15 protein-coding genes and 1 tRNA gene are annotated in these 16073 nt (G+C 61.9%); 8 read left to right on the forward strand and 8 right to left on the reverse strand.

Features of this window, described 5'->3' with window-relative positions:
* A partial coding sequence (locus ACJWXQ_RS09760) for a hypothetical protein (protein ID WP_406672717.1) occupies window positions 1-474 on the forward strand: 474 nt, incomplete at its 5' end.
* 272 nt (window positions 475-746) lie between these two features.
* Window positions 747-823 (forward strand) — tRNA-Ile (locus ACJWXQ_RS09765).
* A 60-nt stretch (window positions 824-883) separates the two neighbouring features.
* Here the strand turns inward: ACJWXQ_RS09765 and ACJWXQ_RS09770 are convergent.
* The 5 genes from ACJWXQ_RS09770 to ACJWXQ_RS09790 all read right to left on the reverse strand — a co-directional run bounded on the left by ACJWXQ_RS09770 (window position 884) and on the right by ACJWXQ_RS09790 (window position 7507).
* Window positions 884-1369, reverse strand: a complete 486-nt coding sequence (locus ACJWXQ_RS09770) for a PPC domain-containing protein (protein ID WP_346051671.1) — start codon at window positions 1367-1369, stop codon at window positions 884-886.
* Between the two features lie 161 nt (window positions 1370-1530).
* Window positions 1531-2967, reverse strand: a complete 1437-nt coding sequence (locus ACJWXQ_RS09775) for an FGGY family carbohydrate kinase (protein ID WP_406672718.1) — start codon at window positions 2965-2967, stop codon at window positions 1531-1533.
* Entirely contained in the window at window positions 2964-3740 is a 777-nt protein-coding gene (locus ACJWXQ_RS09780; protein WP_346051668.1) for a glycerophosphodiester phosphodiesterase family protein, read from the reverse strand. The genes ACJWXQ_RS09775 and ACJWXQ_RS09780 overlap by 4 nt, the downstream gene beginning before the upstream one ends.
* Complete coding sequence (locus tag ACJWXQ_RS09785; protein ID WP_406672719.1) at window positions 3715-6522, reverse strand: TonB-dependent receptor domain-containing protein; 2808 nt, start codon at window positions 6520-6522, stop codon at window positions 3715-3717. Before ACJWXQ_RS09785 ends, ACJWXQ_RS09780 begins: the two co-directional genes overlap by 26 nt.
* Before the next feature lie 55 nt (window positions 6523-6577).
* Window positions 6578-7507 (reverse strand): hypothetical protein, encoded by a 930-nt coding sequence (locus ACJWXQ_RS09790; RefSeq protein WP_346053245.1) that lies wholly within the window; start codon window positions 7505-7507, stop codon window positions 6578-6580.
* A gap of 146 nt (window positions 7508-7653) precedes the next feature.
* On the opposite strand from ACJWXQ_RS09790, the gene ACJWXQ_RS09795 reads away from it, so the two are divergent.
* On the forward strand, window positions 7654-8055 hold the full coding sequence (locus ACJWXQ_RS09795; RefSeq protein WP_346053243.1) for a DUF423 domain-containing protein: 402 nt from the start codon (window positions 7654-7656) through the stop codon (window positions 8053-8055).
* A gap of 49 nt (window positions 8056-8104) precedes the next feature.
* On the opposite strand, the gene ACJWXQ_RS09800 is transcribed toward ACJWXQ_RS09795, so the two are convergent.
* A complete protein-coding gene (locus tag ACJWXQ_RS09800) occupies window positions 8105-9121 on the reverse strand; it encodes a hypothetical protein (RefSeq protein WP_346053241.1) in 1017 nt (338 codons plus the stop codon).
* A gap of 257 nt (window positions 9122-9378) precedes the next feature.
* Here ACJWXQ_RS09800 and ACJWXQ_RS09805 point away from each other — a divergent pair, with 257 nt between their 5' ends.
* Entirely contained in the window at window positions 9379-9786 is a 408-nt protein-coding gene (locus ACJWXQ_RS09805) for an OsmC family protein (protein ID WP_346053239.1), read from the forward strand.
* A 31-nt stretch (window positions 9787-9817) separates the two neighbouring features.
* Here ACJWXQ_RS09805 and ACJWXQ_RS09810 read toward each other — a convergent pair whose 3' ends face one another.
* Window positions 9818-10648 carry a hypothetical protein gene (locus ACJWXQ_RS09810; protein ID WP_406672720.1) on the reverse strand — a complete coding sequence of 277 codons (831 nt, stop codon included), beginning with the start codon at window positions 10646-10648 and terminating at the stop codon, window positions 9818-9820.
* Between the two features lie 137 nt (window positions 10649-10785).
* On the opposite strand from ACJWXQ_RS09810, the gene ACJWXQ_RS09815 reads away from it, so the two are divergent.
* The 4 genes from ACJWXQ_RS09815 to ACJWXQ_RS09830 all read left to right on the forward strand — a co-directional run bounded on the left by ACJWXQ_RS09815 (window position 10786) and on the right by ACJWXQ_RS09830 (window position 14413).
* Complete coding sequence (locus ACJWXQ_RS09815; protein WP_346053235.1) at window positions 10786-12003, forward strand: CoA transferase; 1218 nt, start codon at window positions 10786-10788, stop codon at window positions 12001-12003.
* A gap of 87 nt (window positions 12004-12090) precedes the next feature.
* The gene (locus ACJWXQ_RS09820) at window positions 12091-12702 is read left to right on the forward strand and encodes an energy transducer TonB (protein WP_346053233.1); all 612 of its coding nucleotides are present in this window, start codon (window positions 12091-12093) and stop codon (window positions 12700-12702) included.
* 251 nt (window positions 12703-12953) lie between these two features.
* Window positions 12954-13580: an energy transducer TonB gene (locus tag ACJWXQ_RS09825; protein ID WP_406672721.1), complete on the forward strand. Its 627-nt coding sequence runs from the start codon at window positions 12954-12956 to the stop codon at window positions 13578-13580.
* Between the two features lie 194 nt (window positions 13581-13774).
* Window positions 13775-14413, forward strand: coding sequence for a hypothetical protein (locus ACJWXQ_RS09830; protein WP_406672722.1), 639 nt, complete (start codon window positions 13775-13777; stop codon window positions 14411-14413).
* Window positions 14414-14446: 33 nt separating this feature from the next.
* Here the strand turns inward: ACJWXQ_RS09830 and ACJWXQ_RS09835 are convergent, their stop codons facing one another.
* Window positions 14447-16063 (reverse strand): ABC transporter substrate-binding protein, encoded by a 1617-nt coding sequence (locus ACJWXQ_RS09835; protein WP_406672723.1) that lies wholly within the window; start codon window positions 16061-16063, stop codon window positions 14447-14449.
* Between the last annotated feature and the right edge of the window lie 10 nt (window positions 16064-16073).

The raw sequence follows: 16073 nt of genomic DNA on the forward strand, positions 1-16073 counted from the left end.
GCCTGGCAACGATTCCTTGATGACATGGATGATGGTATCTGGGCCCGGATTCCGGGCACCATCCTGGACATCACCCGGGCCATGGGCCAGGAAGGGGGCGCGGAATTCGTCTATTGGAGCGGGGCCGCCCTGATGCTGAAGGCGGATGTGGCCCTGCGCAGCGATCCGGACACGGCCGAAAGCCTGGACCATGTGCTGGCCGAATGGGCCGCCTGCTGCTTCGATGCCCGCCGCTCCGCCGATGGCCGCGAGGCCCTCAAGGAGCTGGACCGGATTGCCGGAACGGACGATCTCTTCACCGCCTTTTATGATGACTACATCCTGGCGGTGGGTTTTCCCGACATCGCCGAAATCTTGGAACAGCTCGGCCTGCCGCAGCCGGGGAAAAGTTTTGAACTGGACGATGAAGCCCCACTGGCGCCCCTTCGTCGAGCCATCATGACGCCCCATGAAGCGCCCCTGATCGACCATTGAAGCAATCAGGCAATGACCCCGGCACCGCTCACAGGCTATAATCCCGCGTTCAACTTTTGGGCCTGTAGCTCAGTTGGTTAGAGCAGGGGGTGAGCCGGAATCGAAATGCCGGTGGCATTTCGCAGTTCGGCGAACGACCGGCCAGGATGGCCGGGCTGGACCGCGCGCGGAGCAGGACAGCGCAGCGCGAGGCATAATCCCGGAGCCTTCGAGCGGGGCTCGATGCCCCCGAGAAGGCTTTGGTAAAAGATGCCACACACGTGATTTTCAAAGGGCCTGTAGCTCAGTTGGTTAGAGCAGGGGACTCATAATCCCTTGGTCCCAGGTTCGAGTCCTGGCGGGCCCACCAGAAAAGAAAAAGGCCGGCGTTTTCTCAACGCCGGCCTTTTTTGTTTTCAACCCATGCGTCTTAGCGACGATTAACAAGGGGCAGGCCGCCCCAACTGCCATCGTCGACAAACTCCAGAGTCGCTTCCTTGTCGGATGGCTGCAGGGTCACGGTGAGGGTGTAGCTGGTGGTACCAGGATCCCACCCTTCCACTTCGATGCCCCAGTCACCCGCGCCCGGACTGTCAAACTCACAGACATCATCGTTGGTGCCGGGATTGCTGGACCAGCAGGAATTGGCAGTGGAATATTCCCAAACGTAAAGGTCGGCATCGGCGCTAAGATTGTGCAGGCGCACATGCAGGCTGGTGGTACCGTCCGGTACGACGGTGACGTATTCACGCCAATGATCTTCGGCAACACTGCCGGTCACCTGGGCGACATTGATTGCGGACGCGTCCGTACTGTCACTGCTACTGCTGCTGTTACAGGCGGTCAGCAGACTGGCAGCGGCAAGACTTGAAACGAGCAGGGCTACACCCCGCTGACGGGTCATTGATACAGGCAACGGATTCCCTCCTCCCGGGTAATGGCCTGGCGGCCCTTTTGTTGTTGTTGCTTGGTGGCCGGCCAGTCCCCAGGGTTTGGAGTCAGAGCCTGCCGATGGTAGATATTAACCCATTCCCGGGGGGGTGCCATCCCCCGAACAGGGCAACCCCGAAAAAATCCTCAATCCGCGGCTACGTCCGGCATACAGCGCCGCCAGACTCGCCAGCGCCGCTCCATGGCCTGCAAATCCCAGGGGCCGGGATCTGCCGCTACCCTCGCCACCTCGGGGCCAGGCCCGTCCGCACCCCGCAGTCGCCACCAAAGCCCGGTGGCCGTGGCCTCCCCACCCACCAGCCGGAAGACCGGACGGTTCAGAAAGGCGGCAATCAGGGCACAGAATTCATCGCTTCGGCTCAAGCCGCCGGACAGCAACAGTCTTTCTGACTGGCCGGCGAGTTCGTCCATGTCATCCAGGTTCTCGCGAATGAGAAAGCAGATACTTTCGAGCACGCCAGCCAGCGCCGCCTGGGGCTCCGGATCCGGGATCACGGACACCCCGTCAGGGGAGAGAAAGTCCGGTGATGGCCCGGCCTGCCACCAGGGGGAACCGAGCCCGCCCACACTATTGATGAACAGCGGCGCGTTGCCCGGCTCCCGCAGGGACTGACGGATCTGCGCCGGGCCAATGGCTTTATCAAGGCGACGACTCAACCAGTCGAGGGCGGCACCGACACCGTGGAGGCTGGCCTCGAGCGCATAGGGTGTCGGTAATGTGGGTTCCAGCAGGGTGAACTGGAAGGGACCGGGATCCTGGTCCGCGGCGACGGGGCGGAGCATGAATCCGCCCGTGCCCAGGTTGAGATAGCTGGTATCCGCCCGCGGTGAGCCGGCCAGCCAGGGCACGGCGTTCTGATCCCCCATCAGCAGCCCCAGGGGGACGGCGCCCGCCAGATCCCGCAACTGCCCGTAGTCATGATGGCTGGGACAGACCCGTGGCAGCCACCGCCGGTCCAGGCCAAAGGCTTCCAGCAGCACGGGGTCCCAATCCCCCACCTGACGGGACCACAGCAGACTGCGCTGGGCGAGCCCCGGATCAATCAGATGGGTATCCGGCTCAAGCAAGGCACGCAAGAGGAAACTGGCAAGGGGACCCATGGCCAGACGTCCGGCCGCCGCCGCCCTGGCCACCTGAGGCTCGGACTCCAGGCACCAGCGGAGTTTGGGCGCGCCACCGTAGGGCGAGTATCGCAGCCCTGTTCGTTCACGCACCTGACCCGGGGCCGGGCCCTGCCGCTCGGGCCGGCGACGATCGCGCCAGGACAGCACCGCTGTCAGCGGCTTACCGCTGTCACGATCCCAGCACAGCACACTGCCCCGCTGAACGGCCAGTCCGGCCGCTGTTATGGATTTCCCCGGGTATTGGGCACGAATACCGGCAATGCAGCGCCGCAGGCTGGCAACGATTTCGGCCCCGTCCTGCTCGACCCGATCACCGTTGTCTTCCCGGGTGGCGACCGCTGCATCCGCCTCGGCCAACTGGCGGCCCGCCTCATCCATGAGCAGTGCCCGAGAACCGTGGCCACCCTGGTCCAATAGTAGATAGGCCGCAGGAGTCATGAGCCCTTATCCTCCCCACTGATGGCCGTCGCCAGCTCGGGCAGGTAATCGGTCTCAATCACATCCGTCCCCCGCTGACGGAATTCCCTTGCCGTGGCAGCCGTCTCAACGCCGTAGACCACCCACTGCCAGTCACCCGGCCAGAACGGTGCCGGCCCTGCCGGGACCCGGTCCTGACGCACGAAAAGATACTCCGGTTGCAGGCGCCCTGCCTCCACCTGGGCCGACTCGTTCCAGGGCTTGAAGACCCAGCCAATGGGCAGACCGGATCGACTGCGGACCATTTCCAGAACGCGGCGGTCGAAGGATATGACCACCACCGGGTTCGGGACCCGGGAAAGAGCACCCAGCAGCGGTTCCACCATGGCCTCACGGCCAAAGCGCCGCAGACTGGCGCGCTTGAGCTCCACGAAAAGCTGCACCTTCGGCGTGCGACTTGTCAGCTCGAGCATGCTTTCCAGGGACGGCAGGCATTCCCCGGCGAATCGATCGCCGAAGCGTTCCGGCTCGCCAATGCTCGTCTTCTCCAGCTCGGCAAGCGACAGACTGCCCACCCGACCGCGACGACCGCTGACCCGACCCAGATGATCATCATGGATCACCACCGGCTGGCGATCGGCACTGAGCTGCACATCGAACTCCACCCGCCGGGCCCCGGCCTCGATCACCGCTGCCACACCGGCACGGGAATTTTCCGGGTAACGACCCGGCCAGCCCCGATGGGCAAGCAGCCAATCCACTGGCCTGTCAGAATCGCTGTCGATACTGGACATGAAGACGACGACCCGGAATCTCGTGGATGGTGGCATCAAAACTGTGTGCCGCGGTGGCTGCGGAGAACTGGGCGGCCTTGTCAAAGAGATTGCTCACGCCACCGGCCAGTTCCCCGCCGTGCCCGAAACGATAGGCCAGTTGCACATCATGATAGGTAAGACTGCCGATTCGATTGCGGTGATCGCCACCGGGGACGATGGCGCCGTCTTCATCTCGTTCTATGTCATTACAAAGGCCCAGATCGATCAGCAAAACCGAGGTGGCACCCGTCAGTTCCTGGCAGGGCTCGCGCATGGAGTCGATGAAGCGCATGCTCCACCGGAAACGCCAGGCGTCGCGCCGCCAGTCCAGAGTCAGATCGGCGCGCCACTCGGGCACGGCCTGGTTGACGCGGTTGGTGCCGGAAAGATTGGGCTGGCTCAAGGCCCGTGCATCTTCATCGTAAGTTGGCAGGCGGACGCTGCTCAGGCGGCTGGCATCCAGGTGCAGGTCCAGCTCGCCCCAGGGAAAGGGTATCCCAGAGTAGGCCAACCCCAGATCCATACCGCGAAAGCTGGCACCACGACTGTCATTGATCGGCACCAGATCAACACTGGTGTCAAACCCGTTCCGGGTCACCCGATCACAGAGTGTTTCCACACCCTCCCAGTAGCAACCGACAAGTGCCTCCTGAAAAAAAGGCGCACGAATGAAATCCTCGATTTCCTGCGACCATACATCGAGGCTGGCATGAAAACCGGGAAGTGCCTCCGGCGCCCAGCTCACTCCGATGCGTTCCAGGGTCGACTTTTCTGGATTCAATGTACGCCCACCGCTGACCGCCCCGCCCATGAGGACATCCGCCCGAACTGGTGGCAGGAAGATTCCGTCGGGAGGGATCCCATCTCTTTGACATCGCTCTATAATTCCGGGATCAGAGACCCCCGATTCCACCCCACTGCAGGGATCAAAGGAAACCATAAGGCTAGAGCTGGTCGACTCGAAGGCTTGGAGGGCACTGGGGACTCGCAAAGCCTGATCCCGACGGTAATGGATCTGCAGTTCAGACACGGGCTGCCAGGCCAAACCGGTGGAGAGCGTGGTACCTCCGTTGAAGACGTCAAAATCCCTATGACGCACACCCACGTCCAACTCGAGCATGTCCATCATCCAGCGATGGCGCAGCAAGGGCATTCGAGCATTTAGGTAAACCCCATCGCTGCGGTAAGTGCCCGCGAGCTCGCGGACATCGGGCAGGTCGCTGTTGGGACTGCCTTGCATCGATTGCGTGTAGCGGGTGTCACGGCCGAGAAGTCCGGCCGTTAGTGCCACCTCCCCGGCAGGCAGGGAAAAGGCATGGCCTTCGATATCGAAACGCCATTCATTCAGGGTGGTTCGGTTCATCGCCGCACCAGAGGTCAAAAGAAAGTCGAGCTGCTCTTGATCAATCGTCCCGCTGCCATCTTCACCCTGGCCACCAAAGAGGTTGATCGGCACGCAGTCAAGAAGCAATTCGGACGGATCACCGCAGCGCGCCTGATCATCCTGATCAATAAACGAAGGCCCAAGACCCTGGCGGAGCCGGTCGCTATCCACATAGCCCCGGAAACGATCATTTCCCTCACGATCAGCATGCATCACCGACAACTGCCAGTGCCATGGCCGATCATTCAGGCTCACATCACCACTCAAGACCGCCTGCAGACGCAGACTGTTCTCGCTGCTGTGATGGCGACGATTGCCCGCCTCTGTCAATCGCCGAGCAAGGGAAACCAGATTCTCAGAAGGATCGAAATCAAATCCGAAGGGGTTGAAATGATTATCCTCGGAGATGGTAATCGTATCGAAACCAGGCTGACCAAAGGCGCCAAGGAAGAGGTCATTGGGCGTATGTTCGCGCGTCGCGCGCTTGCGGGCATGGAAGGCATTGATCGTCAGGGTGATGCCTTCACTCAGGGCCTGATCCAGCCCGGCATGGATGCTGAAACGTGATTCCGGTGACAGCAGTTGCTGTTCAGCGGCAAAATTGTAGCGGTCGCTGTCACGAAAATCGCGAAAGTCATTGGCCACTTCGGAGAAGGCCGGGCTGCCTTCAATCAAATGCCAGTCGCGAAAGGCATTGTCTTCATCCAGGAACCAGAAGCGCCCCTGGGGCGTGGCCGCACTGCCCCGGGCTAAACCGGTGCCGAACACCGGCTCGGCGGAGATCCGCCGGTCACGGGCCTGGATGGCATCGCGCTCGAAATGGGCCAGGTGCAGCCGCAGCGAACGGTTGCCCTGACTCAGCCCGGCGGTGAGATCGGCCTGGCGGGTCTCGCCGTCGCCTTCATCCCATTGGCTGTAGAAGGCACCTATCTCGCTGCCCTGCACATCACGCCGGGTAATGATATCCACCAGCCCGGCCAGGCCGCCTTCTCCAGCGGCAGTGGATGCGCTGGGCCGGTATTCGATCCGCTCCACCAGACCGATGGGGATCATGTTCAGGTCAACAGCACCGTCGAGCAGTGTCGGCAAGGGCTGACCATCGAGGCGAATGAGGAGATGTTCCGGGCCCAGGCCACGGACCGCGAGCGCCGTACTGTGATCAAGCAGGGCCCCATCGCCGTCGGAAAAAGTCACTGCATTGCGCGCCGAAGTCGCCCAGGGCTGGCGCTGAAGTACGTCCCCCACGCTGGCCAGACCGCTGCGGCTCAGGTCTTGCCCGGTGAGTACGCGGACAGCGGGCTCCGTGACCACCGCCGGTGAACGACTCAAGGCCGACAGAATCAGAACGGCGGCCAATGCATTCCTTGAACTGGGCATAGCGGATTCCCCTTCCAGTCCCCCCGCTGTCAGTTACTCTTGCCGGGGCGAGCGCTCAGCCGAAGCGCTCACCCAGGTAGGCCGGCAGGATCTCCGCGGGAGACCCCGAGCCCTTGAGAAGGGCTGTGGCGGCACGATAGAGAGGAAAGCCGGACACATCGAGACGTTGCTGTTCGTCCATGACCATGGCGGTATGCACGCCTTCACTACGAACATAGCCGTTTTTGACCGCAATGCCACTGCGGTCACCCCGCGCCAATGCCTCTCCCAGGCCGCGATGGTGAGAGTTGGCACTGGTGGCCGTGGTGATGAGATCACCAAGCCCCGCCGGCCCGTAGGCGGTCTCGCGGCGACCGCCAAAGGCCTCGACAATGCCGGCCAGCTCGGCCAGGGCCTCCATGATCAGGAAGCCACGGAGGTTATCGCCGAGACCCAAGGCATCGGCGGCGCCGATCAACGGCACGTAAACGTTCTTGAGAATGGCGGCCCAGCAGGCGCCGTGGACATCGCTGTCCGCATCAAGACGCAATGGAGTATCGCGAAAGAGGCTCTGTATGGTGCGCGCGGCTTCATGGCTGCTACCGGCGGCGACGGCGAAGCCATCCCGGCCTGCACTGAGATCGCGGGCAATCATGGGGCCACAGATCATGCCCCAGTCGATGGGGCCATTATCGCCAAAATGACGGGCCATGCATTCGGCGGGCGTTCGCCCCTGGCTGTCGAGCCCCTTGGCGATGGAAAAGCAGAGGCTGTGCTCGGGCAGTGACTGGGCAAGCCGACGGGCCAGCTCATCATGGGGCGAGGCCGGGACCGCCAGCAGCACACGCTCAGCCCGGGCGGCCAGGGTTTCCAGCGGATCACTCTCAACCCCGCTCTCCGGATCCCGGTCCCAACTGCTCACCGTCATTCTGTCTTTCAGTAGCTTGGCAAACATGCTGCCCATGGCACCACGGCCAACAATGAGCAGTTCCTTGGGCGCTGGCATGAAATTTCTCCTCCTGGACACTCTGATCAATCCATTCGCGCTCACAGTCAACAACATAGCATGCTGGCGGACTACCCTTCGCCGCTGGCCAGAAAGGCTCGGTCTGAGGACAATGGCGCTTTGCCCAATGAATCGGGAGTGGATTCATGAATATCTTCAGTCTCTGGATGCTCTGCCTGGCCGGATTCAATATGGCCCTTGCCGTGGGCCTGGGGGCCTTTGGCGCTCATGGTCTGCGGGCCAACGAGGACAGCCTGCCCCTGGAACGGGGGCTGGCGGTGTGGGAGACCGCTGTGCAATACCACCTGGCCCATGGCCTGGCCTTGCTCGGCCTGGCGGCGGTGGCGGTCTGGCTGGATTCAGCACTGCTGCGAACGGGGGGCTGGCTGCTGGTGGCCGGCATGCTGCTCTTTTCCGGCTCGCTCTATCTGATGGTACTTACCGGCTGGCGCTGGCTGGGCCCCATCACTCCCCTGGGTGGGCTGTGCCTGATCGGCGGCTGGCTGCTGATCATGACCGCTGCCCTGCGCTTGTCGTGGAACCAATGAAAAAACGCCCCGGTGCTGCCGGGGCGTTTTCTGTACCCAAGATTCGGATTCAAACCTGGTCACAGGTCTGAATTCGTTCCTCGATATCTTCCATGGTGATGGTATTGCCGTTGACGGTGATGCTGCCGTCACTGTGGTACTGAACTTCCATGGTATCGTTGCTATCTTCAGGCGTGACATTGAGCTGGCCACCCGTGATGCTGGGCTGATTGGTGGTCAGACCCTGGGCGGTCAGGGGCTGGACAGTTTCAAGAGTCGCCGCCCAGCTACAGGCATCCAGGTGCGTCTCAACGCCCATGAAGCCATCCACGCTGTATTCCACCTGACCACCGCCCAGCTCCTGCAGCTTGAATACTGCCCGGTCAGTGGTGCTGGTTCCAAAACGAATATGCATGTCAAAACCGCTGTCTCCAGCCATATTTGACTGCATCTGGATATCAGAGAACATGCGCATCTCCATGTTCTCGCCACCGCCCAGTTCAACGCAGCCGAAGCAGGCGTGCATGTACATCTGCTGACTGCTCTCCATGTTCATGCCAGCACCGTCCATGACACTCACATAGGCACCGGCATCCGCTGACTGGCCGGGACCGGGAGTGACCTCTCCAAACACGACCGATTCGGTGGGGGAGTGAGCCATGCGGATGTAACCACGGCTTTCGCTATAGAAATCCTGGGTATCCATGACGCAGTCAGCGTCAATCTCCACCATCTCCAGGCTACCGGTATAGCCAAAGGCATCCTCTACGTTGACATCAGAACCCGAGACGGTGCTTTCGCTGGTGTACAAGTGACCATCGCCGGTACATTGATTGGTAGCCGCTTGTTGCATGGCCCGGGCCAGCACACCCATGTCATCGTCTTCGGGATCATCGATAAAATCGTCGATTCCCTCGGCCATGCCGATGGCGACCATGGCAGCGGCAGCGGCATCGGCGTTATTCATGCCCACCGGCCCATCACTGCTGCTACTGGAATTACAGCCGAGAACCAGGAAGCTGGCGCCGACCAGCGTGAGAGCAATCTGCCCCGGGCGGGAGATCGGGTTGATGATTGAGTCGTTCATTTCGTTTCACCTCGTACTCTAGGTTTGCCGGAACTGCCGGGCGACACTGAATTGGCCGCCTTGCCGTCGTAAGCCATTCTACGGAGGCCTGGATACGGCACCACCCCCCCCAACGAGGCACCCCACCGGGGCGGCTCCTCTATGCCGGGACACCATGGCCGGGAATTGACGTGTCCCGGCGGCTATGAAAGGCTTCCGGCTGCATCGGGGCGGCCAGTGCCGCCCTCCTGGTCCACACAAGAATGAGATTTGTCGCAATGAAAGCCAGTGTGCAGTGGGTTGGTGAGGAAACATTTCTGGTCACATCCGAGAGCGGCCACCGGGTCGTCATGGACGGCAATCAGGGTGCCACCGCGCCCAGCCCCATGGAAATGGTGCTATTGGCCGCGGGAAGCTGTTCTTCCGTGGATGTGGTGGGAATCCTGAAAAAAGCGCGCCAGCGGGTGGATGACTGCCGTGTGGAGCTAAGCGCCGAACGGGCCGAGGGGCCACCGGCGGTATTTACCCGCATCCACATGCACTTCATCGTCAGTGGCAAGGACGTCTCGGACAAGCACGTGGAACGGGCAGTTCGCCTGTCGGCGGACAAATACTGCTCGGTCTCCATCATGCTGGGTCATTCCGTCAAGGTCAGCCATGATTACGAGGTCGTGGAAACCGACTAGCGGCAACAAACCAGGAATGGTGGCCGATGTATCAATCACATCCGCGCAGGATGTATTGGCTGACCATTTCCACCCGCTCCAGGGAGCGCTTGGCTCCCAGGTAACGGGTGAAGCGAAAGCGCTCCACCAAGGTCAGACCGCGGCGGGCAAAACGGGCCAGAAGATCCTGTAGCTGCTTACGCTCCCCGTGGGCGAGATACTCACGGACCAATGTCTCGATCAGCCGTTCGCGGGTGGGAATATCGAAATACTTGCGGAGCCTTCCCACCGACATCATGAAACCGAAAACGTCCCAGACCTGAATCAGCGGCAGATCGAAGGCCGTGGCGAGGCGTTCTTCGAAATCGATTCGGTAGATTTGCCCGTCGCCGTAGAGGAGGTTCTTGATCTGGGCCCCGCCGTGCCAATGGTCGGCTTCATGGAAGTCGGCGAGGGCAATCACTGCGTCTCGCAGCAGGGCCTCCCGTTCAGCCTGGTCGCCCTCGCGCAGGGCATTGCCGAACAAGATGCCGGGCACGCTCATGGCAAACCAGTAATCGCTCACCGCCTTCAGCTTCGGTGTCGCCACACCCGCGCGGTTGTATTGCATCAGCCGCGTGGCTTCGTGGTGGAGGCCTTCCTGGCGATCGGGCGCGATCACCGCACTCAATTTGACGGGATGGTGGCACAGGGGCTGGAGCAGGAGTCGCGTGAACCATGCCGTCACGCGCCGACCGGGGTTGCGCTGTGCCCGCTTGATGCACAGCTTCTCGCCCTGGTGCTCAATAAACAGAATCCGTTTGCGGCTGTTGGCGCAGGCCAGTCCCACGCGAGTGCTGAGTGCGGCGTCGGGGGCCGGCAACTGCTGAGATTCCCCTTCCATTTCCCTTCCTTTGGTGCTGATGATTGCAGCTGGCAGAGCCGCGAATGGGTCCGCCGGTCGGCCCCGCCGCTCAAGCCGGAGGCCCCGAAAAAACGCTAATGCTACCATCCCGCGGAAAACAGGGGAGTCAAGAGACGATGAAGGCTTTGGCGGGCGTGCGCGTACTCGACCTCAGTCGGGTGCTGGCCGGTCCCTGGTCCAGCCAGCTACTGGCGGATTTGGGCGCGGAGGTGATCAAGGTGGAACACCCTCACGGGGGTGATGAAACCCGTGGCTGGGGGCCGCCCTGGCTGGGCGGGGAGAATGGCGAAGACGGCCCATCCGCCTACTTTCTTGCCAGCAACCGGGGCAAGCGCTCGGTGGGTATCGATTTTTCCCACCCCCGTGGCCAGGAGCTGCTCAGGCAACTGGCCGCGGACAGCGACATCCTGCTGGAGAATTTCCGGCCGGGCCGGCTGGCTCGTTACGGCCTTGATTACACCAGCCTGTCGTCACTCAACCCGGGCCTGATTTACTGCAGCATTAGCGGCTTCGGCCAGACCGGCCCTTATCGGGAGCGGGCCGGCTATGACCTCTTGCTGCAGGCCATGGGCGGCTTGATGAGCATCACCGGCCCCCGTGACGACGAGGGCGGAGAGCCGGTCAAGGTGGGGGTCGCCCTCACCGATATCCTGACCGGTCTCTACGCCACCATTGGCTGTCTCGCCGCCCTGCGGGAACGGGAAGCCACCGGGCAGGGTCAGCACATTGATCTGGCCCTCATGGATGTCCAGGTGGCCACGCTCGCCAATCAGGCGATGAATTATCTGGTCGGCGGTCAGATTCCGGGACGGATGGGCAGCGCCCACCCCAACATTGTTCCCTACCAGGCTTTTCGCGCGGCCGATGACTGGCTGGTCCTGGCAGTGGGCAATGACGGCCAATTCCAGCGCCTCTGTCAGGTCCTGGATCAGGCGGACCTGGCCGACGATCCACGCTTTCGCCGCAATGCCGACCGGGTGGCAAACCGGGAACAACTTCTCCCCTTGATCGAGCAGGTCCTGGCAAAACAACCGCGTCGGCATTGGCTGGACCTGCTGGAAGCAGCGGAAGTCCCGGCCGGGCCGGTAAACGATATGGCGGCTGTATTCGATGATCCCCAGGTCCGTCATCGCGGCCTGGCCAGGACCCTTTGGCATGAGCGACTGGGCGGGGTACCGAGCGTGGCCAACCCACTGCTGTCGGGCACGAACTGGGCTGACTCCAGCAAACCGCCGCCCTTGCCAGGCGAGGACACGGAAACTACGCTCAAAGATAGGCTTGGACTGGATTCAGCCAGTATCGGTGCACTGCGTCGAGAGGGCATCATCCGCTAGGCGCAGGGCCGGGCCACCTTTCCGTGACGGACTGCCTGCCAAGCCGGGTTCATCACGCTGGACCGCTATACGCGGAAAGGGGGATTGATGCGCTATCTTGTCGCCGCCATGTCGGCTGCCCTTGTCACCGGACTGATCTTTCTGCTCATGCAGACACTGGTGGATGTTGACGGGGAAACCGTGAACAAACCGGAGTCAGGCCCCGCCATTGACGTTGTTCGCGTGGACCGGGAAGAGCGGGTGGAGACCATCGACCGAACGCTGCCCGAACCGCCGGAACAACCCCAGGTACCGGAGACGATCGATGTCAGCCACGCCACCGAGTCGCCAGTGGATAAGGTGGAATTTCCCGAGCTCCCGGATACGCTGATCTCCGAAGGCATCCCCATCCCCGGGGGGCCCCTTTCCAGGGAGGGGCAAGGTGAACAGAACCTGAGCCCGGTGGTCAGGATCGAGCCGCAATGGCCCCGCCGCGCCGTGCTCGACGGCATTGAGGGCTGGGTGAAGATCCAGTTCACGGTAGGCCCCGATGGCTCCGTTGAGCAGCCCAGGGTGATCGAATCTCACCCGCCGCGACTGTTTGACCAGCAAGCCATGCGCGCCATCCAGCGCTGGCGATTCCGGCCCAGGATGGTGGATGGCAGGCCGGTGGAACAGACGGCCACTCAGGTAATTGAGTTTCGACTGGAGGATCGTTAAGCCAGGGCCTCAGCTTCAAGGCAATCAATCCGCCCGGGTCGGCCGCCAAGGCCGGTCCGGGCGGACTGTTTTCGGCCGACCACTTTCCGACAGACGGCGATGTCTGAATGGCCCCGGCAAGAACCGTTTACCGGAAAGCCGGTCTTAATCGGTGAGCGCCCATCCACCGGCCGGGCCATTGAAGAAATGGACGAAGCCCGGAGAGACAGCGCCTGACCCGGTCCGTCCCATGTGGCGGGGAGGTAGCTGTAATGAGAGTCCTGATCTCACTACTGGGAGGCGGCCTGGTAGCGGGCCTGCTGTTCGTTTTGATGCAGACCCTGATCGGTGTGGATGGCGATGTCTCCATTGATCGGATGGAAGGAGAAAGAATTCAGTTCATCCGCGTTGAGCGCGATGAACGGGTACGGGAGCGCCAGCGGCATCCCCCCGAGCCACCACCGGAACGGCCTCCCCCGCCCCCGACGCTGGACCTGGCCATGCAGCTGGACCTGCCACCGGCACAACACCAGCGGCAATTGGATATGCCCCGGCTGGAGGGCATAGCAGGCGGCATTCCCCTGGGCGGCATGCTGCATGGCGGAGTCCGGGATGAAGGCCGGGACGGTGATGTGATCCCCCTGGTGCGGATTGAGCCCCAGTGGCCTCGGGAAGCCCTGATGCAGGGCATTGAAGGCTGGGTGCAGGTCGCCTTTACCATCCGCGCAGACGGCACCGTGGCTGATGCCCGGGTGATCGACGCGTATCCCCGGCGTGTGTTTGACCGTTCCACCCGGAGAGCCATCCAGCACTGGCGATTCGCACCACGCATTGTCGATGGACGACCGGTGGAGCGACAGGCGACTCAAACCATCGAGTACCGCCTCGAAGACCGCTAGCCCGCAGTCCAATAAGCCACTGGCCGGAGCTCCATGCCCCGGCCAGACCGGCAGCCTCCCTTGCCGCGATTGAAACGGCCTGTTAGTTTCCAGCGAAAGCAGGAGGCACCGTGAGCATGCCAATCTTTGGACTTAAAATCCCTGGGCCAGTCATTTGCCTGTTGGCAATCTCCTTGCTCAGTGGATGCGCGAGCATGACACCCTCTCCCACTCCCGGCGCAAGCCTGGCAGGCGACTATCAGCGCATGCTGCTGGAATCGGAAGGAGAATTGATCGAACCCTCCGATTCGACCCTCAAGGCCCACTGGCGGGGGCAGCCCAATGCCGGTGATCTGCGAAAACACTACGCCCGCCGCAAGGACTTCCACCAGCGTTGTGAGCTGAATCGGCCGGACGGCGAGTTCGCCCAGGCGATGGAAGACGGCCGCCCCGGTGCCGCCGGGGAGCTGATGCGGGACTGGCTGGAGTCCTGCCCGGTAGATGCCCAGGGGCATCTATATGCTGCCCTTGCCTATGAAGAGGCCGGCCTGGGGATCGCTTCCCGGCTGCATATGGACTGGTTTCTGGAAATCACAGACCGGGCGCTGGCAACCGGGGACGGGCGGAGCGCAGACACCGCCTTTGAAACCATTTCCATACAGGAAAGCCATGCCCTGCTGCTCAGACTGGGCCTGCACGGCGTGGAGCGAGAGTTGATCCGCGATGGCCAACTGATTGACCGGGTCATTGCAGAGGATTCCAGTGGCCAGCGCCATACCCTTTACTTCCATCCTCGCTGGCATTTCATCCGACTGCATGCCAGAGTTGCCGCGCCACAGGCCGAAAGCCCATAAGCCAAGGCGCTTTAATCAATAGCTCCGGGGGCATCAGGAATCCGAGACGGGCCGGGCCACTTTAACCCGATCACGACCTGCCTCCTTGGCTTGATACAGAGCCCCGTCAGCCCGCTGAAGCAGTCCATGCAAGTCTTCACTCTCCCCTAGGCTCGCCACCCCCAGACTGGCAGTGATGCCGCCACCTTCAGCATCATGACAATCCTTCACACGCTGGCGAATTCTTTCGGCCAACCGATAGGCATCCTCCGGGCAGCCATGGGGCACCAGAACCAGGAACTCCTCACCGCCCCAGCGGCATACGCTGTCTGACTCGCGCAGACACTCCCGAATCAGTTCGGCCACGGTACGAAGCACGTCATCACCGGCCGCATGCCCATATTGATCATTGATTGGCTTGAAATGATCCAGATCCATGAAAATAACGGAGAGGGGATGGCCGTAACGTCGAGCGCGTCGGATCTCACGCCCCGCCACCTCTTCAAAGCGATGCCTATTCCAGAGTCCGGTCAGGGCATCGGTATTTGCCAAGCGGAACAGCTCAGCCTGATGCTCACGGAGGCGCTCCTCCACGGCCATTCGTCTTGCAGCCTCTCGGCGCAGTCGATTATTGAGTCGCGCAAAATGAGCTGCCAGGAGACTGGCCAATAGCAGCAGGAAAAAACCGCCGGCTGCCATTCGATAAGCCATGGTGTAGTCCGTCGCACTCCGCGACTCATAGAGGAAGCCACCCAAATCAACCGGGTCGTCCGCGAATCCCAGCGCCACATAGCTTTCCGCAATACTCTGCCAACGACCTGGATTCATATGCCCCAGCGCCACCAGCTCCGGCATGATCAGTTCAGCCAGGCCCTCGGCTTCGAACTGCAGATGCGCCAATGAGCGTTCCGGCGCGTAGTTCGCCTGAATCATGGCGGCAGTCTTCTCGGGCTCGGCAAGTGCTCGTCGCCAGCCCTCCAGACTGGCCTCCAGGAAGGCATCCACCACAGCGGGTTCCTGATCAATCAATGACTCATGGGCGACCAGAACATCGTTGTAGAAGTTGACCCCATAGGCCCGAGGTTTGATCAAGTGATAGTCAATCCCCTTTCGCTTCAGCTGCCAGGGTTCATTGGTCTCGTAGGCGTCGTAGGCATCCACCCGCCCTTCTACCAGGTCATCCAGATCATGAGAGGTGGGCAGCAACTCAAGCTCATCCAGATCCACACCTTCCCGCCGTAACATGGCCAGCAGTTCGGCACTTTCATGGCCGGGCATGAGCATCAATCGCTTGCCCACAAGATCCAGCGGCGTGTGAATACCGGCATCGGCCCGAACCAGCCAGGCATTCGGCGAGGTCTGCATGATGGCCGCGAGCGCCACCACCGGTTCCCCTCGCATTCTCTCGATGACGACCCCACTGTTGGCAATGGCAAAATCCACTTCGCCGGCCAAAAGGGCCTCAAGGGGCTTGGCTGCATCGAGCCCACCTTGGATCAATCTTACGGACAGGCCAGCTTGCTCGTACAGCCCCTCCTGCTTGGCCACGTAATAGCCGGCAAACTGAAACTGATGCTTCCAGCGAAGCTGCAAGGTGATGTCGGGCTCAGCGGCATGGATCGATGTCGTCGCCAGTAGTCCGAGCAGAACCGTCCATGCGGCTCGGTGCAAGCATGCCACC

Source organism: Natronospira sp., assembly GCF_007134575.1.
In the GTDB taxonomy this organism is placed as follows: Bacteria; Pseudomonadota; Gammaproteobacteria; order Natronospirales; family Natronospiraceae; genus Natronospira; species Natronospira elongata.